Genomic DNA, 21261 nt, shown 5'->3' on the forward strand with positions numbered 1-21261 from the left:
GGGTGCCTGCTTCGCGCCCGCCAATACGGCAGCAATTCGATTCGTCCAAGTGTAATCTATGTGACGGGTATTTCCGAATTTATACAGGCAGACCAACGGGAACCAGATGGTTATCCCACTGACAATCCGGCCGGGCGGAAATGCGGGCCTTGGCAGTAAGCGCTCCGACCAGCCCGGTGCCTGTGGTGAAGACAAAACCGGAAGGCCCGGCACCCAGGCCGCAGACATCCTCAAGCGGGGTCGTGTCGTTAAGTCGACCGGTCAAGCTGTCGAACCGGAGCAAATTGTTGCCGCGAGGGCAGGTGATGGCGATGGTTTTGCCGTCCCCGGCAAAAGCAATGCTGCCAGCGTAACCCTGCAAGGCACTTTGCACCGATTCCGGGGCTGCAAGCAGGCGCGGAGCCTCGCCTCTTTTGTGCAGTCCCAGCAAAGGCGGTTGGGTTAACCTGTTGCCCTGCCATTGCATTGCAAACCCAACCAGACCGTCGGATCGAACGGCAAGGTGCCGGATCGAATTTTTATGCAGTGTCCGGGGCAGCTCTATCTGTTCCAGGACCGAGCCTGACAGACTCAGATAACTTAGGCGCGGTTGCATGATGGGCAGATTCAGCTTGGTTCGGCCCATTTCAGGATGTGTTTCAATGCCGCCATTTGCGATGATCAGAGTTTCCCCATCCGGCATGATCCGCATATCATGCGGCCCGACTCCGCCCGAAGAAAACTCGCCCAACCGCGTGTAGTCCTCCGAGTCCCAGACGCCAATCACACCCTCACCGGCCTCATAGTCGTTTTCGGTGGTGAACAGATGGGTTCCATCCCGGGAAAACACGCCATGGCCATAGAAATGGCGGCCTTTGGGAGCATCCATCCGTGCGGTTTGGGTTCCGCTCTTGCAATCGATCACCACGCCAAAGGTGCCAGGGCGGCGGGCGAAAGCCACGGCTTGCGCGCGCAAGGGATGCGCCGCAGCGGCATGGCCGCGCGCCGGCAGGGGGAGAGAGAATAAGATACCGCCTTCAGAACTCAGGCCCGCCAGCCGATAGGTGCCGTCCGGAAACAGCGCCGCCGCCAGGAAATCCGGCGCGCCGACAGTCGACCAACCTTGTGTCGGGGCAAGGCTGGCTGCAGCCAGGCCCGCAAGGAATTGTCGACGGCTTGTCATGGCTTAGTCCCCGTCCAGCGAATTGAATCCGGCACTGATACCCAAGGTCGGGCCCAGCTCGGTTGCTGCAATCGTGCGGATGTCGTTAATCATCTGCTGCAAGGCTTCGACCCGTATCCGACCCGAAGGTGTCGAGACACCGGCCAGTGTAAGGTCGTCTAACTCACGCGTGCGGATGATAGCCTTGTCGAACGCATTATCCAAATCAGCGGCAATCTGCGGATGATCTGCGGACAGCCCGGTGGCCAGATCGCGCAGCGTGATCAATGACAGTTCGACCTGGCGTAGTGACCGTTCAGACCTGCGCGCTTCGGCCCGATTGGGACGGGGGCGCTCTAGGGTGCCCATGGGGCGTCCAAGGCGTGTTTCGGCAGTGAATTCCAATCCGGTGATCAGAGCTTTGTAAAGTTCCTGCATGGCCTCATCAGCAGACCGGTAAGGACTGTCTCCGCCGGGCATGGTCAGGTTGGCAGAGAAAGGTCGCCAGTCGTGATCCATCGCCTTGGCATTGCGGTTTATATCTGCAGCAATCGCCCGGATCAAAGCGCATCGATAGGCCCTGTCGCCCTGATCCGCGAGGGCTGGGTCGAATAGCATCATTTCAAGTGCAAGAAACCCGCGTCCCGCGATCGAAGCCTCGGCATAAGCCTCGGGGGTTTCAACCACCGCGTCTTGGGTGGCAATCAGGCCGGATAGGGTTTTGGGTGTAAACCCTTTTGTGTCTGGCCAGAATGCCATCGCAAATGCGCGGTCATCGACCTCGGAGGGGCCAAAGCGCAAGTGGCTTACCGTGACCCAGCGGTCGAATGCCAGGTGATAGGCTGCACGAAGGTTCAGTGAAGCGGCTGTGCAATCCGCCTGCGCGGCCGCATCCAGCGCAGCTGTTGCGTCAGATAGCTGTGCGTATCCGGGAAGAATGTGCCCTTCAACAACATCTGTCAGGATCTGGCTGGGATTTTGCGCCAAGGCTGACAGGGGCAGAATAAGGGCAATGGCCAGGCCGAGGGCACGCATCAGAGGCTCTCCAGAAAGCGGATCAAAGCGTCGCGGTCAGGTTTTGGCATAGACACAACGGTGTCGCGCGCCGATTGTGCCTCTCCGCCGTGCCACAAAATAGCTTCCAACAGCGACTGCGCCCGCCCGTCATGCAGAAATTGTGTGTGGCCAGAGACCTGCCCGGTCAGGCCGATCCCCCAAAGCGGGGGTGTGCGCCATTCCCGGCCTGTTGCGCGTGCTTCGGGTCGGTTGTCGGCCAGACCATCGCCCATGTCATGCAGCAGAAGATCCGTATAGGGCCAGATCAGCTGAAAACTGTGCTCGGGCCGGTCGTCCATCCGGTGGGTGACATAGGATGGCGTGTGGCACGAGGCGCAGCCGGTATCGAAGAATACCTGCTTGCCGTGCAGGACCTGCGGGTCACCGATATCGCGCCGCGCGGGTACGCCCAGATTGCGGCTGTAAAACGCAACGAGGTCCATGCCCAGTTGGTCGATTTCAAACACACGGTCATCGTTGTCCCCATGGGGGGCGCCAACGCAATCCACCTGCAATTCCGTACACTCCCCATAGCCAGCAGGGTAAAGCGGGCTTGAGATGCCGATATCCCCTGCAAAAGCTGCAGCAGACTGCTCCATTATCGTGGGCATCCCGGCTTTGTGTCCGAACCGGCCCATCATCGGTTCACCATATTCGGTTGACCAAACGATGTTGGGGCGGCCGGAAATACCATCGCCATCCGCGTCATCCGCGTCGGCCTGGGCCAGCAGGTCCTGCACGGGAATTGCCTCAAGCAATCCCAGGCCGATCATCTGCGGAGCCACGCGCGGGCTCAGCATCGCCTCGGGGTGCAGCGGGCCATATCCAAGATCCGCCGCGGTATAGGTCGGGCTGCGGAGAATGACCGTTTCGCCGTCTGATAGCGCGACAGGAAGGTCTTCATAGGTGATGTCCAGCCGGTACTCGGCGGGGTGGCCCGCGAGGGCCAGATCCTGCATCTGCCCGCCGTAATTGGGTTCGGGCTGAGTGGCGATGTAGTCCGCGATTTCATCGATTGCGCCGCCACCGGGGATTGAGACCCGAAGGAACATCGAAACGGCCCCGTCATCGGGCCCATTTGGTGTGTGGCCGCGCCCGTCCTTAATGTGACATCGTTGGCAAGAGCGCGCGTTGTACAATGGCCCCAAACCGTCCGAGGCCAGGGTCGAGGAAGGCGAAGACACCCAGATTTTCTTGAACAGCCCGTTGCCGACCTTGAAATCCAGTTCCTGTTCGAATTTCAGATTGCCCGAAGGTTGCGAAAATGCATCTGCGTCCTGACGTGCCCTTACGGTTGCAGCACCGGCGGGCAGGTCCTCGAACCGTTGCGCGGCGTCGAAATCCGTGGGCGCGGCGATCACATCCGCGATCCGGGCCTTTTCATCTTCGGTTCTGGGTTGGAAGTTGAGATGCAGATCCTGCAGTTCAGCGGACAGGATCGGGGTGGCTGCAATCGCAGCCACCGCTACAAGCGAGAGCTTACTCGCCTTCGTCCATTTTCGATGCGTTAAGTTGCGCATAATTGGCTTCGCCAATCCTTTCGTACAAATCAAGCTGTGTTTCGAGGAAGTCGATATGGCCTTCTTCGTCACTGATCAGGTTCTCGAACAGAGACATAGTCACGTAGTCACCCGCCTCTCGACAATATTCACGGGCCTCAACGTACAGGGCACGCGCATCATTCTCGGCAGCCAAATCACATTCCAGAGTTTCCTTCGGGGTCTGTCCAATCCGAAGCGGGTCCAGTTTCTGCAGGTTGGGGTGACCTTCCAGAAAGATTATGCGCTCGATCAGCTTGTCGGCATGACCCATCTCTTCGATGCTTTCCTCACGGCTTTTCTTTGCCATGTGGGTCAGGCCCCAATCCTCTTGCAGACGGTAATGCAGCCAATACTGGCTGACTGCCGTCAATTCATGCCGCAGAGATTTGTTGAGGTATTCTATGACTTTGGGATCGCCCTTCATCTACACTCTCCTGTGATGCCTTGGTGCGTAATGCACAAAGCTGCATGGGGACTTCCAGATTATCGCTGGCGCGCATGGTGTCTAGGAAAAGCGGCATGCATCCGCCACAATCCGCTGATTTTCCAAGGGCATGATAGATCTTGCCAGGGGTTATGACTGCCCTAGGGTCGGAAACGCGCATCCAGTCAATGGCGGCATGAATCTCGGTGTCTGTGATCTTGGTGCAATGGCAGACGATCATGGAGGTGGCGCTCTGGTTTGTATTCCGACTATATTAGTCAGTTATTAAGTGCGTGTCCTGCGGCATACTGTCAGTTAGCCGAAAATGAGTTGGGGGCGGGATAATCCTCCGCCCCCGAACCGCTAGGTTTACTGGAAAACAGCTGTCGGATTATCCAGGCTTTCAGATCCTTCGAACTCAATCTGATCGACGTCCAGAATGGTGACGATCCGCTCGATTGTCTTGGTCTGGTCCACCAGCCCGTTCACACCGCCCATGATCAAAACTTCGCCACCTTCGTTGCCGCGTTCCAGCATCTGGTCATAGGCGAACCCGGCCTCGGCTGTGGATTTGATCCGACCCAGCGCCTGCATTGTGTTGGCCAGCTTCAGCTTCATCTCGGCGTCAAGAGATGGGTCGGAGGCAATCACCAAGTCCGAAAGCGATGCGCCGCTGACAGGAGTTCCGTCGATGCGGGTATAGCTGCCCAAATAGACGTTCTGAATGCCAAGACCATCATAGTAGTGGCTGTTATGCGTGTTGTCCGAGAAGCAGTCATGCTCTTCCTCGGGATCGTTCAACATCAAGCCAAGACGCATCCGCTCACCGGCCTGCTCACCATAGGACAGCGAGCCCATTCCGGTGAGGATCGCGCTTATTCCTGCGCTTTCATTTTCGGTCAGGGAGGTTCGGGCCGCGCCTCCGTCCTGCCACTGGGTCGCCATCCATTCCAAATCGGTGACCAGCAGTTCAGTCACGGCCTCAAGGTACTGGGCGCGGCGGTCACAGTTGCCGCCGGTGCAGGCATCACCTTGGGCATAGTCCGTCCATGGACGGCTACCCGCGCCTTCACCGTGGCCGTTCAGGTCCTGGCCCCACAACAGGAACTCAATCGCGTGGTAACCAGTGGCGACGTTGGCCTCGATCCCGTCTGCTTCGTGCAAGGTGCCAGACAGCAGTTCCGGAGTGATGTCGTTGGCATCGATTGGTTCGCCTGAAAGTTCAAAGCTTGGGTTGGCGATGACGTTCAATGCGGCGAACTCATTCTCGTCGCTCGGGCCGCCGTAGGTGGTGTCTACATAGTCGATCAAGCCCTCATCCAAGGGCCATGCGTTCACTTTACCTTCCCAATCATCAACGATCGCATTTCCGAACCGATAAACCTCGGTCTGCTGATAAGGGACGCGGGCCGCAATCCAAGCGGAACGGGCGGCATTCAGTGTTGCGTCGTTTGGTTCGGAAATCAGCGCGGTCACGGCGCGCTGCAGCGATTTGGCTGCAATCAGGCTGTCATCGTACTTCGCCTCGGCGATATTGGCGTAGGTATTCAGAACATCTACTTTCGAGGGGGTCTCGGTTGCAAAAGCCGATGTGGCGGTCATCAGAGCCACGGCGCTTGTCAGGATCAGGGGGGTATTCATTGGGGGGTAGTCTTTCTTGTCAGATAACAATGGGTTCGCGCGATGCGACGCTCGACCAAATAACTGATAGAAATAGTCAACTAAGTCAACCTGAGTTTTATAGTCAGGTAAATTGTGAGCGAAAATAGCTCATTCCTACCCAATTCTAGTGGGCTTTGGTGTATCGTGACGCGATTGCGCGAATGTTTTTTCAGTTTAGAGTCGCTTAGTTGATTCTTTTCAGATGGTTCCATGGTCATGAAGTTCTTAGTGTTTGTATTAACGCTTTTCCCGGTAAACGCGTTGCCTCAGTCCCAGGTTGCAAATCAGCACGAGCATGGGCAGGGACGATTGGCGGTTTCCTTTTCGGAAGCCGGGATTTCAATTTCCCTTGTGGTTCCTGGTCTTGACGTCCTGGGGTTCGAAGGCCCAGCGGAAACCGAAGGCGATCAGGCCTCGGTCGCCGGAGCCATTTCTGAATTGTCCAACCCCCTTGATCTGTTCAGTTTGCCTGAAGAGGCGGGGTGTTTCACTGTCTCGGCCAATGTCACGCTGTCTGGTGAAGGGTTGGGACCGGTCGTAGACAACGGATCAAATGTGCATACCGAATTCAGGGCAGACTATCAGATGCAGTGCCAGGACATGACGCATCTGGACCACGTCAACTTTCCTTATTTTGACCGCTTTCAACGTGCTGAGTCTCTGATTGTTCAGATCGACAAATCCGGGAAGGTTGATCGTCACACCGTGACGCGCGACGCGCCTGATTTAGACCTCAACACAGGCCTGTAATTCGGCAAAGAAAGCAAAGGCTTTGCTGCCGGAATAGGTAGAGCTTTCCTGCGTTCTTCAGCACCAGTTCCCAGTGCAAAGGCCATCGCATGTCTGAAGCCACAGGACCCCACATCCAACGTTAGTCTTCTTGCACCCACCGGCAAGACATTCCTGCATTGCCCCACAATCATTGTGCCACCACATACAGGATCTCGAAGACGAACATGTGCACGTAGGCGGCGCGCCTTTGGCAATTTCGATAATCGGGCTTTCGCAAGCATTGTCGCCGAGTTGCTGCGTATATTTATGAAACACCGAGTGATCTGGAAAAACCTTCTCGATCACAGGCGACAACTCCTCAAGACGAGAAGTGGCCGTATGGTTCGCTTTGTCTTCGGAGTAGCAGTCAGGATTGAGTAAATCCTGTAGCTCGGAAAGTAACCGGCACTGAGACTTGTCAGACAGTGCCGCAATGCCTTCACTAAGCCGGTCTTGCCACACTGCCGCCTGAACAGCGGCGGGAAGGCAGTCAAAAATTGACTTCTGTTCGGCGATGTTCAATGCCGACAAGCCGATCCGAAATTTTGAGATAGATGATACGGGATTGTACATAGTAGCCCCCTTTTCTAAGGGGCCATCATAACACATTTTTCGTTTGCGCGTTTGTCCCGACCTTCTGAGGGCGCAGAGAACAGGCTGAAGCAAGGGCTCGATAAGCCTTGGTATGTCCTTAGAAGCGAGATCGAGGACAAAGTCGGAAAGAGAGCGTTTTGGCTTGCTTTTGTGATGGCAGAGTCGCCAGCACCATCACAAATTAACCGGGTTTCTTTAGGTCTTGGTGCAGGGCATCAGCTGCACCGGTGCAAACCCGGATTCCCGCTGATTTGAACTGTGAACTCAACGCTCAGTTATGAAGGACAATCCAGACACAAGCTGTCTCAATCCAAGTGCTGCGCCTGCAAAGATTGCAGCGAATGTTACGGGCGCGCTGTAGGCCAGAAGTGAGAATGCAGATATGCCTTGACCGACGCTGCAACCAACCGCGATGATCGCACCTGGACCCATAATCGCAGCGCCCAGCATTTGCCGCTTGAGTTCACGTGGATCTTCACATGCTTCCCATCGGAAATGGCCCTTAGACCACGACCCCAGAAACGCGCCAATGAGAACGCCGGAGACTGATCCGACCGCAAAGGACAAAGTGTTTCCGGACGCAGTCATAAGGTAGAATATTGTGTCACCCAGGGGTGCCGCGAAGGTATGGGTTTGCACCGGCTCACCATCGAAACCATGTGTTGCAACCCAATTCGTGCCAAGCCAGCCCGAAACGATTGCCAGTCCAACTACAGACCCCCAAAACACCTGTGCCGGAGCGCGGCGGAAGCGATGGCTTGCCAAAGCAAAAAACACCAAAGCCACACCGATAACAGAGCCAATGAGCCAAGCTGGAATAGAGGTCAACCGTTCGGCAAGAAAGCTAATGCTCTGGGGGCCATTGAGATCCATTTCCTCTGGAAATATCCATACCCGCAGATAGGCGAGGGGTCCGGACATTACGACATAAGCGGAAAGACCCATGATCAAAACAATAACGAATGATCGAAGGTCACCACCTCCCAGCCTTGCCAGCGCACCATAGCCGCAGTTACCGCAGATGGCCATTCCGTACCCGAACATGAGGCCCCCCACGATCGAACCGAGGGGGTTCCAGGTCTGCGCAAGATACCTTGTTCCGACAGGGTCAAGTCCCCCCAACGCCATAGCGGTGTGGCTGCCGACAATCGCAACACCGATTGCCATTGCCCACATGCGCAGCCGCCGGTCATCATCTGCGTAAAGGTAGTCTTCGATTGCACCCAACGTGCAAAAACGGCCGATGCGTGCGGCCAATCCCAATACGATGCCACCAATCAAACCGATCAGAGCAACGGTATTTGTGTCTCCCAATGCTTCGAGCATTGCCAGTCTCCTCCCAAAGCTGGCGGCTTTCTGACCGGCTTCTACTTCTCCCTGCAGAAAAGGTCGTAAACGACTTCCAGGATTTGGGTCGAACGATCATCAGCCAATCTGTAGTAGATCGTTTTCCCCTCGCGTCGTGTCTTCACCAAGCCCTCGAAGCGCAAGCGGGAGAGTTGTTGAGATACCGCGGCTTGACGCGCTGAGAGCATTTCCTCCATCTGCGTGACCGATTTTTCCCCTGACGACAGATAACATAAAATCATCAGGCGCCCCTCATGGCTGATTGCCTTGAGGAAATTTGACGCGGTCTGAGCATTCTCCATCATTCTGTCCATGTCTTCGGCGCACATGTCCTTGGAGAACACAGGCAGGTTCGAAGATTTGTCCAACAAGATCGCCTCGCTTTCATGGCTTCACGCATTCAAAACAGTTTATGTAATATACCGCAGTTTATCCAGAGGTCTCAATTAGTATCCCAGCGTCACGCAGTAAAACGCCCAACACACCCCAGAAAAAATCTTCACCGGGATAGCCTTCGATTCGTCCGACCTCTCGGCCATTGTCCAACAGAACAAAGGTTGGTGTGTAGTAGAGAGGCCGTTCCAATGTGATGTCGTCAGGCATGGCTGCGTGGATATCGACACGCCGAAGCGGTGCGGCATTTCCTTCAGGTGTCTTAGGGTAGATTTCTGAAATTTCGGAGTCCCAGCGGGCGCACCACATGCACCCATCTTCTTCTGCCATCAGAAGCGTCATTTCGGCCCGTAAAGCCACGGGAAAAACAAGCAACGTGATCGCAAGCAAACGTAGGATTAGGTGGCGCATCCAAAGCTCCGATTGACCGCAGTGACATATCTTTATAATTTTGAATGTGTGAATGATAGCGCGCCAGGACAGGTTTGACCATGCTCGACATTACTTTTGCAGGAGCTTTGGTCGCCGGACTTTTGTCCTTTCTGTCGCCTTGCATCCTGCCAATTGTGCCGTTTTACCTCAGTTATCTGGCGGGGGTCGGTATGGAGCAGATTACAGCGACATCCGCCATTTCCGGCGAAGTTCGCCGCCGGGCAACGCTTGCTGCAATCGCATTTGCGGCTGGAATCATAACCATCTTTATGGCTCTCGGGGCCACGGCTTCGATATTTGGTCAGCTGGTACGAGAATACTTCGATATTCTGCGTTGGATTGCTGCAGCCATCATCATAGCGATGGGCCTGCATTTCCTGGGGTTAATTCGCATCGGGTTCCTGTATCGGCAGTTACGTGCAGATATTGGCGAGACATCAAACGTGAGCCTCACTGGGGCATATGTACTTGGATTGGCATTTGCTTTTGGCTGGACGCCCTGTGTTGGGCCGGTGCTCGCTGCAATCCTGTTTACTGCGGCCGGAACCGAAACGGCTTGGCGGGGCGCGGGGCTTCTGTTCGTTTACGGGGTTGGAATGACTGCACCGTTTGTTCTGGCGGCCTTTTTGGTTCGCCCCTTCATGCAATGGATGGCGCGGTTCAGGAAGCACTTGCCGCAGATCGAAATGGCAATGGGGGGGCTGTTGATCCTGTTCGGGGTCCTGATCGCAACCAACTCGATCAATCACATCGCACAATGGATGCTGGACTATATGCCCTGGCTTGCGGCCATAGGTTAATCCGGGAGGAAGACATGAAACGCACTTTGTCAGTTTTGATCGCATGCATGATAGGGGCTGCAGTCTCTGCTGCTGATCTGGGCGACGATGGATTGCATAAAACACCGTGGATGCGTGACACGTTCAAAGATCTTCGCGAGGATCTTGAAGAGGCGTCAGGTGAAGGTAAGCGGTTGGTTTTGTTCATTGAACAACGGGGCTGCATCTACTGTAAAAAGATGCACGAAGAGGTTTTCCCACAGCCCGACCTGGCGGCGTTTATCGAAGAGAACTTTTTTGTCGTCCAGCTGGATTTGCATGGAAGCACCACGGCCACAGATTTTGACGGAGAAGAGAGTGAGCAGAGAGCGCTGATGCGCAAATGGGGGATTCTGTTTACCCCAACGCTTGTTTTTCTGCCGGAAGAGGTGCCCGAGGCTGCCTCAGCCATCGATGCTGCCGTTGCTGTAATGCCGGGAGCATTCTCCAAGGGAACAACCTTAGACCTTTTCACCTGGGTCGATCAGAAGCGATATGAACTTGATAATGGCGAAGATTTCCAAAGGTATCACGCGCGGCGCATTCAGGAGCGAAACAATATTTCGCAGTAGTGAGATTGGGCGTTACAGATAAAAAAATTCATTATGATGAATTTGATGTTGCGATAAACCATGTTCGTCGACTACGGTGCACAAAGTCTTTGGGTCGCAAAGCGCCACAGGCGCGGTAGCAAATGGGAGGGATCATGAAGCTGAGACTCTTAACACTGGCATCCGCTATGATGGGCGTTGCCGCATTTGCCGAAGAGACAAGTCCGAAAGACGTACCCTATGACGACTATGGTGCAATCGAGGTCTCTCTGACCGATGTTAATGGGGACGCGGCAAACGGTGCACTCATCGTTGGCGACAAGTCCAAAGGTAATTGCGTGGCATGCCACGCGGTCTCAGCTTTGGCGGACATTCCGTTCCATGGTGAGGTTGGCCCGATGCTGGATGGCGCCGGTGATCGTTGGACCGAAGCAGAGCTTCGCGGTTTAGTCGCAAACGCAAAAATGACGTTCGAAGGCACGGTAATGCCGGCGTTCTACAAGGATGACGGTTATATCCGTCCAGGCGATGCCTATACGGGCAAAGCGCCAACGGCGCCTCTAACGACGATCCTGACTGCACAGGAAATTGAGGACGTGGTCGCGTTTCTAGCGACACTGAAAGAGGAATAATCTCGCCTTCTGGCGTGGCTTTTCGAAGAATCAAAGGAGATTGAAAATGGAACTCTCTCGCCGCGAGACTCTGGCCCTTGGGCTGGGCGCCGCGTTCCTGACAATTATGCCGCTACGAGCGAATGCAGCTGCTGAAGATGCGATCTCCGCATTTTCAGGCGGGGCAGATGTGGCTGATGGCGGTGTTACACTGACGGCACCGGAAATCGCGGAAAACGGAAACACCGTACCAATCGAAGTTAGTGCTCCGGGCGCAGCTGCAATTCTGATCGTGGCCGCAGGCAACCCCGAACCGGGCGTGGCAACGTTCAATTTCGGCCCGCTGGCTGCTGAACAAGCCGCTTCAACCCGTATCCGTCTTGCCGGAACGCAGGATGTCATTGCCGTGGCGAAGATGGCAGATGGCAGTTTTGCCAAAGCGTCCGCGACCGTAAAAGTGACAATCGGCGGTTGCGGCGGTTAATCGCCACGCGCCCTGAAGAACAGGAGATTAACCAATGGCATCCGGTGTAAAGCCCCGCGTCAAGGTTCCAAAGACAGCCGCTGCTGGCGAAGCTGTTACGATCAAGACACTGATCAGCCACAAGATGGAAAGCGGCCAGCGCAAGGATAAAGAAGGCAACGTCATCCCGCGTTCGATCATCAACCGTTTCACCTGCGAGTTTAACGGTGAAATGGTGATTGATGTGACTATGGAGCCTGCGATTTCGACAAATCCGTACTTCCAGTTCGAAGCAACCGTGCCCGAGGCCGGTGAGTTTGTCTTCACCTGGTACGATGATGATGGCTCAGTTTACGACGAGAAGAAAACGATCGAGATCGCCTGACGGCTCGACCACTAAGGAAGGTAAGCGCTGGTTGTGATTTCTGGCGCTGGCCCACCAAGGGAGGAACGTAATGAATACCAAGGCACTTACGGCGATCGCGGCTGTTCTGGCTTTCCCAATGGCAGCAATGGCTGGACCGGACGAAGATAATCTTGTGATCAATGACGAGCTGAATATGACCTCGGTCACCGAGGCCTCGGCGCATCTGGAGAATTTGGACACGGTCTATTCGGGTTGGCATTTCCGCACAGATGAAACTCAGGCACTGCAGATTGATGATTTTGACAATCCGGCAATGATCTTCGTCGATCAGGCAGCCGACCTCTATGAGGCAGTTGATGGTGCTGCAGGTGAAAGTTGTGCCTCGTGCCATGATGGAGTGGAAAGCTTCAAAGGATTGCAGGCGTCCATGCCCAAGGTCGATGCTGAAAGCGGCGAGCTGGTGGTTATGGAAGATCTGATCAACAAGTGCCGTACCGATCGCATGGAGGCCGATGCCTGGAAATGGTCTGGTGGTGACATGCAGGGTATGGTCGCATTGATCGGTCTGCAGTCACGCGGGATGCCCATGAACGTTGCTATTGATGGTGATGCCGCGCCATTCTGGGAACAGGGAAAGGAAATCTATTATACCCGCTACGGTCAGTTGGAACTGAGCTGCGCCAACTGTCATGAAGAAAACTGGGGCAATATGATCCGAGCGGATCACCTGAGCCAGGGGATGATAAATGGATTCCCTACCTATCGTTTGAAGCAGGCCAAACTGATCTCGCGCCACAATCGGTTCCGCGGTTGTATTCGCGATACGCGTGCGGAAACCTTTGCCGAAGGGTCGGACGAGTTCCGGGCACTGGAGCTCTATGTCGCTTCGCGTGGCAACGGGCTTTCAGTCGAAACCCCAGCTGTACGTCAATAACGAATGACCCGCCTGGGCAATGCCCGGAGCGGGTTTTTCACTTATATAACATTCACACATATATATGTGTAAAAGGAAAGCTGATAGATGATTTCTCGACGTGACTTCTTGCAGGTTTCAATGGCGGCCTCGGCTCTGTTCGGAGCGTCCGGGTTTGGCAACTGGGCCAAGCTTGCTGCGCAGCAAAGTCTAACGCAGGATCAACTGCTAGAGTTCGAGACCTTTGGCAATATCAGCCTGATTCATGTCACCGACATTCACGCGCAACTCAAACCAATTTATTTCCGTGAACCCGAAGTCAATCTTGGTATTGGCGATGCAAGAGGACAGATGCCGCATGTTACTGGCGCCGCGTTCCGCAAGGCATACGGGATAGAAGATGGAAGCCCGTCGGCCTATGCGCTGACCTACACCGATTTTGAGTCACTGGCCAAGACCTACGGTCGGGTGGGTGGCTTGGATCGGGTCTCAACTGTCATCAACGCCATTCGAGCGGACCGTCCTGATGCGTTGCTTCTTGACGGGGGTGATACTTGGCACGGTTCTTACACCTGCTATCAGACGGCCGGTCAGGACATGGTCAACGTCATGAATGCGCTGAAACCCGATGCGATGACTTTCCATTGGGAGTTCACGTTGGGCAGTGATCGTGTCAATGAGATTGTCGAAGGTTTGCCTTTTGCCGCCTTGGGGCAGAACATTTTTGACGCGGAATGGGATGAGCCCGCAGAGATGTTCAAACCCTACAAGTTCTTTGATCGGGGCGGTTCCAAGATTGCGGTGATCGGACAGGCCTTCCCTTACATGCCGATTGCAAATCCGGGATGGATGTTCCCCGAATACTCGTTCGGGATCCGGGATGAGAACATGCAGGAAATGGTGGACGAAGTTCGCGATGCCGGCGCCGATGTCGTTGTCGTCCTAAGCCATAACGGCTTTGATGTGGATAAGAAGATGGCGGGTCGCGTTCAGGGGATAGACGTTATCCTCAGTGGCCACACCCATGACGCACTGCCCGAGCCGGTTCTGGTGGGTAAAACGCATATAATCGCCTCTGGATCGAACGGCAAATTCGTCAGCCGTGTGGATCTCGACGTGCGGGATGGGCAGATGATGGGGCTAAAGCACAAGCTTATCCCGATTTTCTCTGATGTTATTGCACCAGATCCTGCGATCACTGCTCTGATAAATGATCAGCGCGCGCCTTATGAGGCGGCGCTGAGCGAGGTGATCGGCAAAACAGACTCGTTGCTGTACCGCCGCGGCAACTTCAACGGCACTTGGGATGACCTGATCTGCGATGCTCTGATCAATGAGCGTGAGGCAGATATCGCAATGTCGCCCGGCGTCCGTTGGGGGCCGTCAATCCTGCCGGGACAGGAAATAACGCGCGAGGATATTTGGAACGTCACCTCGATGTCCTATCCGAACGCCTATCGCACAGAAATGACCGGGGAGTTCATCCATGTCATCCTGGAAGATGTCGGCGACAATCTGTTCAATCCCGACCCCTATTACCAGCAGGGTGGCGACATGGTCCGCGTTGGCGGGCTGGGTTATCGGATCGACGTAACCAAGCCGCAGGGGCAGAGGATCAGCGACATGACGCTGTTGAAAACCGGTGAGGCGATCGACCCGGCCAAGTCCTATGTCGTGGCCGGTTGGGCCAGCGTCAACGAAGGCACCGAGGGCCCGCCGATTTGGGATGTCGTCGAAAACCATGTTCGCAACCTTGGCACCGTAACGGTGCAAGAGAACACCAGTGTCGAAGTAATCGGCGCTTAAGAAACCGATGGAGACCTAAGAGATATGGATGACGCGTTCAAACCGTCCCGCCGGGCCTTCCTGAAAGGCAGTGCCGCGGTCGCCGCAGGATCCGTTGCAGGTGCGGCAGCGGCAGAAACACTCGACCCACTGATAACAGAGCTTCAGGATTGGGCATCTTATACGGGGGCAGGTGTTGATGAGACGCCTTATGGCATGCCGATCAGCTTTGAATCCCATGTCGTGCGCCGCAATGTGGAATGGCTGACCGCCTCTCCGATTTCGTCGATCAACTTCACGCCGATCCACGCGCTCGATGGCACGATCACTCCGCAGGGATGCGCCTTTGAGCGTCACCATTCAGGTGCGATCGAGCTGCGCAAGGAGGACTACCGCCTGATGATCAACGGGCTGGTTGATCGCCCGCTTGTCTTTACATACGAAGACATTGAGCGGTTCCCGCGCGAAAACCACGTGTATTTCTGCGAATGTGCGGCGAACACGGGTATGGAGTGGGCTGGTGCGCAACTCAACGGCGTCCAATTTACTCATGGCATGATTCACAACATGGAATACACCGGTGTTCCGCTGCGCACGCTGTTGCAGGAAGCAGGTGCCGACATCACACCTGACAAATGGGTTTATGTTGAGGGCGCAGATGCGTCGTCCAATGGCCGCTCTATCCCGATGGAAAAAGCGCTGGATGACGTGTTGGTTGCATTCAAGGCGAATGGCGAAGCGCTGCGGATGGAGCATGGGTACCCTGTGCGTCTCGTGGTGCCGGGTTGGGAAGGCAACATGTGGGTCAAGTGGCTGCGCCGGATCGAGGTTGTCGATATGGCGGTCGAAAGCCGCGAAGAAACATCAAAATACACCGATGTTTACGTCGATGGCACGGCCCAGAAATGGACTTGGGTGATGGATGCTAAGTCTGTCATCACCTCACCCAGCCCGCAAATGCCGATCAAACACGGACCGGGTCCGCTGGTCATTTCCGGGCTTGCCTGGTCAGGACACGGACAAATTACACGGGTCGATGTGTCAAAGGACGGTGGGATCACATGGGAGACAGCGCGTCTTGGTAAGCAGGGCGACACCAAGGCTCTTACACGTTTCTATCTCGATACGAACTGGGACGGGGTGCCAATGCTCTTGCAGGCCCGGGCAATAGACGAGACCGGTTATGTGCAACCAACCAAAGACCAGTTGCGTGAAAAACGCGGAGAAAACTCGGTCTACCACAACAACTGTATCCAGACTTGGTACGTGAGCGCAGAAGGGATCGCCGAGAATGTTGAAGTCTCTTAGTCATGTTTTCCTGCCCGTATTTGGCGGTACGGCGTTGGTGCTTGCGGTAGCTGTGTCTTTCGCGAACCGGAACTACGGCCACTCGAAGATTGAGACATTGGAGACCCGGATAGGGCAGGTTGAGGCGCATGCAGCAGTTGCCCAGGAGAATGCGGAAGCAGAATCCAAACGAGCAGCCGAACTGGAGATCAAAGTCGAAGAAATCCGGGCAGCGGCGGCAGAACGGGTCGCCAATGGTGCGAACTTGACCGCATCCGCGCCCATCCGCGAGAGTAGCCTTGGGCTTGGGCGGTCGGCACTGAAGGAAGAGATCGCGGCCTGGGACGTTGACGTCTTGCCTGATGGGCGTGGCCTACCCGTAGGTTCAGGCGACGTCTGGACCGGAGAAGAGGTGTTTGTGGCCCGCTGTGCGTCGTGCCACGGTGAATTTGCCGAAGGTGCCGATAACTGGCCTGTTCTGGCCGGTGGGTTTGACACGCTTGCAGACGAAGATCCTGTAAAAACCGTTGGGTCATATTGGCCACATTTGTCGACTGCCTGGGATTACATTTCCCGCTCAATGCCCTTTGGTGAAGCGGGCACGCTGACAGCGGATGAGACCTACGCAATTGTCGCATACATCCTCTACTCCAATGATTTGGTGGATGACGATTTCGAGCTGAACAACGAAAACTTCGCCGAGTTCAAAATGTACAATATGGACGGTTTCGTTGTCGATGTACGACCCGAGACCGAATACACTGAATGGCGCAAAGAGCCTTGCATGGAGAACTGCAAGGCAGAGGCCGCCGTCACGATGCGTTCTGTTTTTCTGGTTGAAACACCCGCGGAGGGTGGTTCGAACTCGGTCATGAATAATGCCAGCCCGGATGAGTTGCCGACGTTTTCGGCTAAAGGCCCCTCGTTCATTCCAACTGCAGCGCCAAAGCCTGATGAAGAGGCCGCAGCCATACCGGCCGCTCAAGAAACCGAAGTGACAGACGAGGTTACAGAACTGGCTGCTGCCGGAGAGAAAGTCTTTAAGAAGTGTAAATCCTGCCATCAAATTGGTGAAGGTGCAAAGCACAGCACTGGGCCTGCTCTGAACGGGGTAATCGGAGCTAATGCTGGATCGGTCGAGGGCTTCAAATACTCCAAAGCGATGCAGGCGTCTGCGGAGGCAGGACTAGTCTGGACCGATGAAGAAATGACTGCCTTTCTTACGAAGCCCAAGGAATACATGAAAGGCACAAGGATGTCTTTTGCAGGTCTTAGAAAACAGGACGATATCGAAGCTTTGATCATCTATCTTAAGACGTTTGGAAGTTGACGATGCGTTGGTCGAACGCGCTTGTCTGTGCCGCGTTCTTTGGGGCTACTGCTTCATCGACCTACGCTGCAGAAGACCTTGGCGATGCTGAGGCAGGGAAAGCCGTGTTCGCCAAATGCAAAGGCTGTCATCAGGTTGGAAAGGGGGCCGAAAACAAAATCGGTCCGCATCTGAATGGGATTTTTGGGCGCAGGGCAGCTGGTCTGGATGGCTTTAGCTATTCCAAAAGCCTTGCGCGCGCGGGTAGCTCGGGTCTGGAGTGGCACGCTGACACACTGTCTGCGTACATCGAAAACCCACGTGCATTCGCGTCAGGCACCAGGATGAGTTTTGGTGGCCTGAAAGACCCGGAAGACCGCGCCAACGTGATCGCCTATTTGCGGGATTTTTCCGACAATCCTCAGGACATCCCAGAAGCGGACCCGACGGCGAAGGGCACGGATCATTCTATCGACCCCGCGATCTTGGCGATTCAAGGAGATCCGGAGTACGGCGCATATCTCAGCAGCGAATGTACAACGTGCCATCAGATCGACGGAGGCGATGAGGGCATTCCCTCGATCGTGTACTGGCCTGACGAAGACTTCGTGGTCGCCATGCACGCATATAAAGACAAACAGCGGCCACATCCGGTCATGCGAATGATTGCCGGACGGCTGAGCAATGACGAGATCGCGGCATTGGCTGCCTACTTCAATAATCCATAGTGACGGTGTCCAAGAGGAGGAATCGCGATGACGCTAAATAGACGAGTATTTCTTGGAGCCGCCGGGGTGGTAGCAGCCGGGTTATCGGCACCGATGGTGTTGGCGCAAGGCAAACCACGCGTGGTAATTGTCGGCGGCGGTGCGGGCGGTGCAACTGCTGCGCGCTACATCGCAAAAGACAGCAGGGGTGAGATCGACGTAACGTTGATCGAGCCGTCGCGGACCTATTACACCTGTTTCTTCTCAAACCTGTATCTGGGAGGGTTTCAGGAGCTTTCGGACATTGCCCACAGCTATGGCACGCTTGCCGCGAACTACGGCATCAACGTGGTGCATGATTGGGCCACAGGGGTGGATCGCGATGCCAAGACTGTGTCCTTGGCAGGTGGCGGGTCCGTTCCATATGACAAGCTGATCCTGAGCCCGGGTATCGACTTTGTTGATGGTGCGGTCGAGGGCTGGGACGTCTCGGCGCAAAATAAAATGCCGCATGCGTACAAGGCTGGATCTCAGACCGAGCTTCTCAAGGCGCAGATCATGGCAATGCCCGAAGGCGGTACATTTGCAATGGTCGCGCCACCGAACCCGTACCGTTGCCCACCCGGACCGTATGAGCGGGTTTCAATGGTTGCGCATGTTCTGAAGGCGAACAACCCGACAGCAAAGATCATCGTTGCCGACCCGAAACCGAAGTTTTCCAAGATGTCATTGTTCCAAGAGGGTTGGGCCAACCACTACGAAGGAATGGTTGACTGGATCGGCGAAGATTTCGGCGGCGGCAATGTCGCCGTAAACCCGGATGCAATGACCGTTACTATCGACGGCGAAGAAACCAAGGTCGATGTCTGCAACGTGATCCCAGCGATGAAAGCCGGACGCATTGCGGAAATGGCAGAGGTGACCGATGGCAACTGGGCACCCGTGAACGCCGCGGATATGTCCTCCAAAGCCGACCTGGATATCTACGTTCTTGGTGACGCCAGCCAACAGGGTGACATGCCCAAATCCGGCTTCTCGGCCAACAGTCAGGCGAAAGTCTGTGCGAATGCCGTGCGAGGTGCGTTGACCGGGTCCAAAGTGTTTCCGGCCAAGTTCTCCAACACCTGCTGGTCGCTCATCGACACCGATAATGGCGTCAAGGTTGGCGCAACTTACGAAGCGACTCCCGAAAAGATTGCCAAAGTGGACGGCTTTATCAGCCAGACCGGCGAAGATGCGGACTTGAGAAAAGCAACTTATGAAGAGTCGCTGGGTTGGTACGCTGGTATCACTTCAGACATGTTCGGTTAAGGTATTCAGGGGCTTTGACTGGTGTCAAAGACCTTGATGAGCAATCTGAGAAGATGCGGCTCAAGAGGAGGATTAAAATCATGAAACACTTTATCGCTGTAGCCGCTTTTTCCACTGTTCTGGCGAGCCATGCGTTTGCAGAGGAGATCATCACCGCCCCATTTGACGGCAGTTTTGATGATGCAACCTTCGCCGTCGAGTCCGCGATTGTCGGACAGGGACTGGTCATCGACCATGTAAGCCACGTAGGCGACATGTTAAATCGTACGGGCGCTGATGTCGGCAGTGACAAGCAGATATTTGCGGCCGCAGACATCTTCATTTTCTGCTCGGCAAAAACCTCGCGCGAGGTGATGGAAGCCGACCCTATGAATATCGGATTCTGCCCCTACGGGATTTTTGTAGCCGAGGACGACAGTGGCGTGATGGTGGGATATCGAGGCTACCCTGACGGGCCAATGCAAAAGGTTCAGACTCTGTTATCCGAGATCGTCGAAGAGGCCGTAGGGAATTGAAATGAACTATCAGCAGTTTTTTCGTGATCAACTGGACCAGCTTCAAGATGAAGGGAACTATAGGGTCTTTGCGGATCTCGGAAGGCAATGCGGTGCATTCCCGACCGCGCGCAATTACGCAGAAGACGGTCCCGAAAAAGTCACTGTCTGGTGCTCAAATGATTATCTTGGCATGGGTCAACACCCCTGCATTCTTGCAGCAATGCACCAAGCGATTGATGAGTGTGGTGCCGGGGCGGGTGGTACGCGGAATATCTCTGGAACCACTCATGAGCACGTTTTGCTGGAACAGGAACTAGCCGACTTGCACTGCAAAGAGGCGGCATTGCTATTTACGTCCGGCTACGTTTCAAACTGGGCGGCTTTGGGAACTTTGGCCTCCCGCATTCCTGGTATCACCGTACTGTCAGACGAGTTGAACCATGCCTCGATGATTGAGGGAATTCGCCACAGCCGTTGTCAAAAGCGGATCTGGAAGCACAATGATATTGCAGACCTTGAAAGGCAGCTTGCTGACATACCAGCCAACGCACCAAAGCTCATTGCGTTCGAAAGCGTCTATTCCATGGATGGTGATATCGCGCCAGTTGCCGAGATCTGTGATCTGGCGGATCGCTATGGCGCGATGACCTATTTGGATGAGGTTCACGCCGTAGGGCTTTATGGACCGCGCGGCGGTGGCATCGCCGAACGTGAAGGCCTGATGGATCGCCTGACCGTTATCGAGGGGACATTAGGCAAAGCCTTCGGTGTCGTCGGTGGATACATCGCGGCGTCGAAAGAGCTTGTGGACTTCGTCCGGTCCTTTGCCAGCGGGTTTATCTTTACCACTGCATTGCCTCCGGCCGTAGCCGCAGGTGCGGCAGCCTCGGTTCGGCACCTGAAGCAAAGCAATACGGAACGATATCTGCACCAGCAGCGAGTGCGCGAAGTTCGAGACAGGCTGGACGAACTGAGTATTCCCCATACTCCGAACCCAAGTCACATCATTCCGGTCATGGTCGGCGATCCGGTTAAGTGTCGCTTCATCTCTGATGTACTGATGCGTGACTATGGAATTTACATCCAGACGATCAACTATCCAACCGTTCCCAAGGGAACGGAGCGTCTACGGATTACACCGTCGCCGGTGCATTCTACTGAAGACGTGGATCGACTGGTATCTGCATTGGGTGAGTTGTGGACGCAATGCCAGTTGGCGCGCAGGCCAATGGCCGCGCAATGACAACTTGACCGAAGACAAGGATGCACACGTTACGAAGT

24 protein-coding genes are annotated in these 21261 nt (G+C 55.2%); 14 read left to right on the forward strand and 10 right to left on the reverse strand.

The annotated features are described in order from the left end of the window. Window positions 1-79: 79 nt before the first annotated feature. The 6 genes from AC2FGB_RS06615 to AC2FGB_RS06640 all read right to left on the reverse strand — a co-directional run bounded on the left by AC2FGB_RS06615 (window position 80) and on the right by AC2FGB_RS06640 (window position 5803). Window positions 80-1162 carry a DUF1513 domain-containing protein gene (locus AC2FGB_RS06615; protein ID WP_496688807.1) on the reverse strand — a complete coding sequence of 361 codons (1083 nt, stop codon included), beginning with the start codon at window positions 1160-1162 and terminating at the stop codon, window positions 80-82. A 3-nt stretch (window positions 1163-1165) separates the two neighbouring features. Continuing rightward, window positions 1166-2176 carry an imelysin family protein gene (locus tag AC2FGB_RS06620; RefSeq protein ID WP_496693652.1) on the reverse strand — a complete coding sequence of 337 codons (1011 nt, stop codon included), beginning with the start codon at window positions 2174-2176 and terminating at the stop codon, window positions 1166-1168. Beyond that, on the reverse strand, window positions 2176-3717 hold the full coding sequence (locus AC2FGB_RS06625) for a di-heme oxidoreductase family protein (protein ID WP_281995321.1): 1542 nt from the start codon (window positions 3715-3717) through the stop codon (window positions 2176-2178). Before AC2FGB_RS06625 ends, AC2FGB_RS06620 begins: the two co-directional genes overlap by 1 nt. After that, complete coding sequence (gene bfr, locus AC2FGB_RS06630) at window positions 3677-4162, reverse strand: bacterioferritin (RefSeq protein WP_142635826.1); 486 nt, start codon at window positions 4160-4162, stop codon at window positions 3677-3679. The genes AC2FGB_RS06625 and bfr overlap by 41 nt, the downstream gene beginning before the upstream one ends. Beyond that, the gene (locus tag AC2FGB_RS06635) at window positions 4110-4403 is read right to left on the reverse strand and encodes a (2Fe-2S)-binding protein (protein WP_142635828.1); all 294 of its coding nucleotides are present in this window, start codon (window positions 4401-4403) and stop codon (window positions 4110-4112) included. The genes bfr and AC2FGB_RS06635 overlap by 53 nt, the downstream gene beginning before the upstream one ends. Before the next feature lie 128 nt (window positions 4404-4531). Then, the gene (locus AC2FGB_RS06640) at window positions 4532-5803 is read right to left on the reverse strand and encodes an imelysin family protein (protein ID WP_496688803.1); all 1272 of its coding nucleotides are present in this window, start codon (window positions 5801-5803) and stop codon (window positions 4532-4534) included. 249 nt (window positions 5804-6052) lie between these two features. On the opposite strand from AC2FGB_RS06640, the gene AC2FGB_RS06645 reads away from it, so the two are divergent. After that, window positions 6053-6574: a ZrgA family zinc uptake protein gene (locus AC2FGB_RS06645; protein ID WP_496688801.1), complete on the forward strand. Its 522-nt coding sequence runs from the start codon at window positions 6053-6055 to the stop codon at window positions 6572-6574. Between the two features lie 57 nt (window positions 6575-6631). Here AC2FGB_RS06645 and AC2FGB_RS06650 read toward each other — a convergent pair whose 3' ends face one another. The 4 genes from AC2FGB_RS06650 to AC2FGB_RS06665 all read right to left on the reverse strand — a co-directional run bounded on the left by AC2FGB_RS06650 (window position 6632) and on the right by AC2FGB_RS06665 (window position 9340). After that, window positions 6632-7204 carry a bacteriocin fulvocin C-related protein gene (locus tag AC2FGB_RS06650; protein ID WP_496693653.1) on the reverse strand — a complete coding sequence of 191 codons (573 nt, stop codon included), beginning with the start codon at window positions 7202-7204 and terminating at the stop codon, window positions 6632-6634. A gap of 249 nt (window positions 7205-7453) precedes the next feature. Further along, entirely contained in the window at window positions 7454-8515 is a 1062-nt protein-coding gene (locus AC2FGB_RS06655; RefSeq protein ID WP_496688797.1) for a YeeE/YedE family protein, read from the reverse strand. A gap of 41 nt (window positions 8516-8556) precedes the next feature. Further along, window positions 8557-8865, reverse strand: coding sequence for an ArsR/SmtB family transcription factor (locus tag AC2FGB_RS06660; protein WP_142635976.1), 309 nt, complete (start codon window positions 8863-8865; stop codon window positions 8557-8559). Between the two features lie 100 nt (window positions 8866-8965). Then, window positions 8966-9340, reverse strand: coding sequence for a hypothetical protein (locus AC2FGB_RS06665; RefSeq protein ID WP_271948177.1), 375 nt, complete (start codon window positions 9338-9340; stop codon window positions 8966-8968). A gap of 80 nt (window positions 9341-9420) precedes the next feature. Here AC2FGB_RS06665 and AC2FGB_RS06670 point away from each other — a divergent pair, with 80 nt between their 5' ends. The 13 genes from AC2FGB_RS06670 to hemA all read left to right on the forward strand — a co-directional run bounded on the left by AC2FGB_RS06670 (window position 9421) and on the right by hemA (window position 21223). Next, window positions 9421-10161: a cytochrome c biogenesis CcdA family protein gene (locus AC2FGB_RS06670; RefSeq protein WP_496688795.1), complete on the forward strand. Its 741-nt coding sequence runs from the start codon at window positions 9421-9423 to the stop codon at window positions 10159-10161. A 14-nt stretch (window positions 10162-10175) separates the two neighbouring features. Then, window positions 10176-10751 carry a thioredoxin family protein gene (locus AC2FGB_RS06675; RefSeq protein WP_496693654.1) on the forward strand — a complete coding sequence of 192 codons (576 nt, stop codon included), beginning with the start codon at window positions 10176-10178 and terminating at the stop codon, window positions 10749-10751. A gap of 134 nt (window positions 10752-10885) precedes the next feature. After that, on the forward strand, window positions 10886-11362 hold the full coding sequence (soxX, locus tag AC2FGB_RS06680; protein WP_142635844.1) for a sulfur oxidation c-type cytochrome SoxX: 477 nt from the start codon (window positions 10886-10888) through the stop codon (window positions 11360-11362). 46 nt (window positions 11363-11408) lie between these two features. After that, entirely contained in the window at window positions 11409-11825 is a 417-nt protein-coding gene (soxY, locus tag AC2FGB_RS06685; RefSeq protein WP_142635846.1) for a thiosulfate oxidation carrier protein SoxY, read from the forward strand. Between the two features lie 34 nt (window positions 11826-11859). After that, window positions 11860-12189, forward strand: coding sequence for a thiosulfate oxidation carrier complex protein SoxZ (gene soxZ / locus AC2FGB_RS06690; protein ID WP_142635848.1), 330 nt, complete (start codon window positions 11860-11862; stop codon window positions 12187-12189). Between the two features lie 70 nt (window positions 12190-12259). Continuing rightward, window positions 12260-13105 (forward strand): sulfur oxidation c-type cytochrome SoxA, encoded by an 846-nt coding sequence (soxA, locus tag AC2FGB_RS06695; RefSeq protein WP_281995318.1) that lies wholly within the window; start codon window positions 12260-12262, stop codon window positions 13103-13105. Window positions 13106-13192: 87 nt separating this feature from the next. After that, window positions 13193-14890 (forward strand): thiosulfohydrolase SoxB, encoded by a 1698-nt coding sequence (soxB, locus tag AC2FGB_RS06700; protein ID WP_496693655.1) that lies wholly within the window; start codon window positions 13193-13195, stop codon window positions 14888-14890. A gap of 24 nt (window positions 14891-14914) precedes the next feature. Continuing rightward, entirely contained in the window at window positions 14915-16177 is a 1263-nt protein-coding gene (soxC, locus tag AC2FGB_RS06705; RefSeq protein ID WP_496693656.1) for a sulfite dehydrogenase, read from the forward strand. Continuing rightward, a complete protein-coding gene (locus AC2FGB_RS06710) occupies window positions 16161-17486 on the forward strand; it encodes a c-type cytochrome (protein ID WP_496693657.1) in 1326 nt (441 codons plus the stop codon). The genes soxC and AC2FGB_RS06710 overlap by 17 nt, the downstream gene beginning before the upstream one ends. Before the next feature lie 2 nt (window positions 17487-17488). Further along, the gene (locus AC2FGB_RS06715) at window positions 17489-18193 is read left to right on the forward strand and encodes a c-type cytochrome (RefSeq protein WP_142635858.1); all 705 of its coding nucleotides are present in this window, start codon (window positions 17489-17491) and stop codon (window positions 18191-18193) included. Window positions 18194-18220: 27 nt separating this feature from the next. Continuing rightward, window positions 18221-19483 (forward strand): FCSD flavin-binding domain-containing protein, encoded by a 1263-nt coding sequence (locus AC2FGB_RS06720; RefSeq protein WP_496693658.1) that lies wholly within the window; start codon window positions 18221-18223, stop codon window positions 19481-19483. 80 nt (window positions 19484-19563) lie between these two features. Next, a complete protein-coding gene (locus AC2FGB_RS06725; RefSeq protein WP_496688783.1) occupies window positions 19564-19998 on the forward strand; it encodes a DUF302 domain-containing protein in 435 nt (144 codons plus the stop codon). Window position 19999: 1 nt separating this feature from the next. Beyond that, a complete protein-coding gene (hemA, locus tag AC2FGB_RS06730) occupies window positions 20000-21223 on the forward strand; it encodes a 5-aminolevulinate synthase (RefSeq protein WP_496693659.1) in 1224 nt (407 codons plus the stop codon). The last annotated feature ends 38 nt before the right edge of the window (window positions 21224-21261 follow it).

This window comes from Ruegeria sp. CDSC021 (assembly GCF_059610845.1).

What these genes read in the sequence shown, in the direction of transcription:
- AC2FGB_RS06625 (WP_281995321.1), bottom strand. Translation starts at nt 3,717, where the DNA reads ATGCGCAACTTAACGCATCGAAAATGGACGAAGGCGAGTAAGCTCTCG.
- bfr (WP_142635826.1), bottom strand. Translation starts at nt 4,162, where the DNA reads ATGAAGGGCGATCCCAAAGTCATAGAATACCTCAACAAATCTCTGCGG.
- AC2FGB_RS06655 (WP_496688797.1), bottom strand. Translation starts at nt 8,515, where the DNA reads ATGCTCGAAGCATTGGGAGACACAAATACCGTTGCTCTGATCGGTTTG.
- AC2FGB_RS06710 (WP_496693657.1), top strand. Translation starts at nt 16,161, where the DNA reads ATGTTGAAGTCTCTTAGTCATGTTTTCCTGCCCGTATTTGGCGGTACG.
- soxY (WP_142635846.1), top strand. Translation starts at nt 11,409, where the DNA reads ATGGAACTCTCTCGCCGCGAGACTCTGGCCCTTGGGCTGGGCGCCGCG.
- AC2FGB_RS06635 (WP_142635828.1), bottom strand. Translation starts at nt 4,403, where the DNA reads ATGATCGTCTGCCATTGCACCAAGATCACAGACACCGAGATTCATGCC.
- AC2FGB_RS06615 (WP_496688807.1), bottom strand. Translation starts at nt 1,162, where the DNA reads ATGACAAGCCGTCGACAATTCCTTGCGGGCCTGGCTGCAGCCAGCCTT.
- AC2FGB_RS06720 (WP_496693658.1), top strand. Translation starts at nt 18,221, where the DNA reads ATGACGCTAAATAGACGAGTATTTCTTGGAGCCGCCGGGGTGGTAGCA.
- AC2FGB_RS06675 (WP_496693654.1), top strand. Translation starts at nt 10,176, where the DNA reads ATGAAACGCACTTTGTCAGTTTTGATCGCATGCATGATAGGGGCTGCA.
- AC2FGB_RS06650 (WP_496693653.1), bottom strand. Translation starts at nt 7,204, where the DNA reads ATGTGTTATGATGGCCCCTTAGAAAAGGGGGCTACTATGTACAATCCC.
- AC2FGB_RS06665 (WP_271948177.1), bottom strand. Translation starts at nt 9,340, where the DNA reads ATGCGCCACCTAATCCTACGTTTGCTTGCGATCACGTTGCTTGTTTTT.
- soxZ (WP_142635848.1), top strand. Translation starts at nt 11,860, where the DNA reads ATGGCATCCGGTGTAAAGCCCCGCGTCAAGGTTCCAAAGACAGCCGCT.
- soxA (WP_281995318.1), top strand. Translation starts at nt 12,260, where the DNA reads ATGAATACCAAGGCACTTACGGCGATCGCGGCTGTTCTGGCTTTCCCA.
- AC2FGB_RS06670 (WP_496688795.1), top strand. Translation starts at nt 9,421, where the DNA reads ATGCTCGACATTACTTTTGCAGGAGCTTTGGTCGCCGGACTTTTGTCC.
- AC2FGB_RS06640 (WP_496688803.1), bottom strand. Translation starts at nt 5,803, where the DNA reads ATGAATACCCCCCTGATCCTGACAAGCGCCGTGGCTCTGATGACCGCC.
- hemA (WP_496693659.1), top strand. Translation starts at nt 20,000, where the DNA reads ATGAACTATCAGCAGTTTTTTCGTGATCAACTGGACCAGCTTCAAGAT.
- soxC (WP_496693656.1), top strand. Translation starts at nt 14,915, where the DNA reads ATGGATGACGCGTTCAAACCGTCCCGCCGGGCCTTCCTGAAAGGCAGT.
- AC2FGB_RS06620 (WP_496693652.1), bottom strand. Translation starts at nt 2,176, where the DNA reads ATGCGTGCCCTCGGCCTGGCCATTGCCCTTATTCTGCCCCTGTCAGCC.
- soxX (WP_142635844.1), top strand. Translation starts at nt 10,886, where the DNA reads ATGAAGCTGAGACTCTTAACACTGGCATCCGCTATGATGGGCGTTGCC.
- AC2FGB_RS06660 (WP_142635976.1), bottom strand. Translation starts at nt 8,865, where the DNA reads ATGTGCGCCGAAGACATGGACAGAATGATGGAGAATGCTCAGACCGCG.
- soxB (WP_496693655.1), top strand. Translation starts at nt 13,193, where the DNA reads ATGATTTCTCGACGTGACTTCTTGCAGGTTTCAATGGCGGCCTCGGCT.
- AC2FGB_RS06715 (WP_142635858.1), top strand. Translation starts at nt 17,489, where the DNA reads ATGCGTTGGTCGAACGCGCTTGTCTGTGCCGCGTTCTTTGGGGCTACT.
- AC2FGB_RS06725 (WP_496688783.1), top strand. Translation starts at nt 19,564, where the DNA reads ATGAAACACTTTATCGCTGTAGCCGCTTTTTCCACTGTTCTGGCGAGC.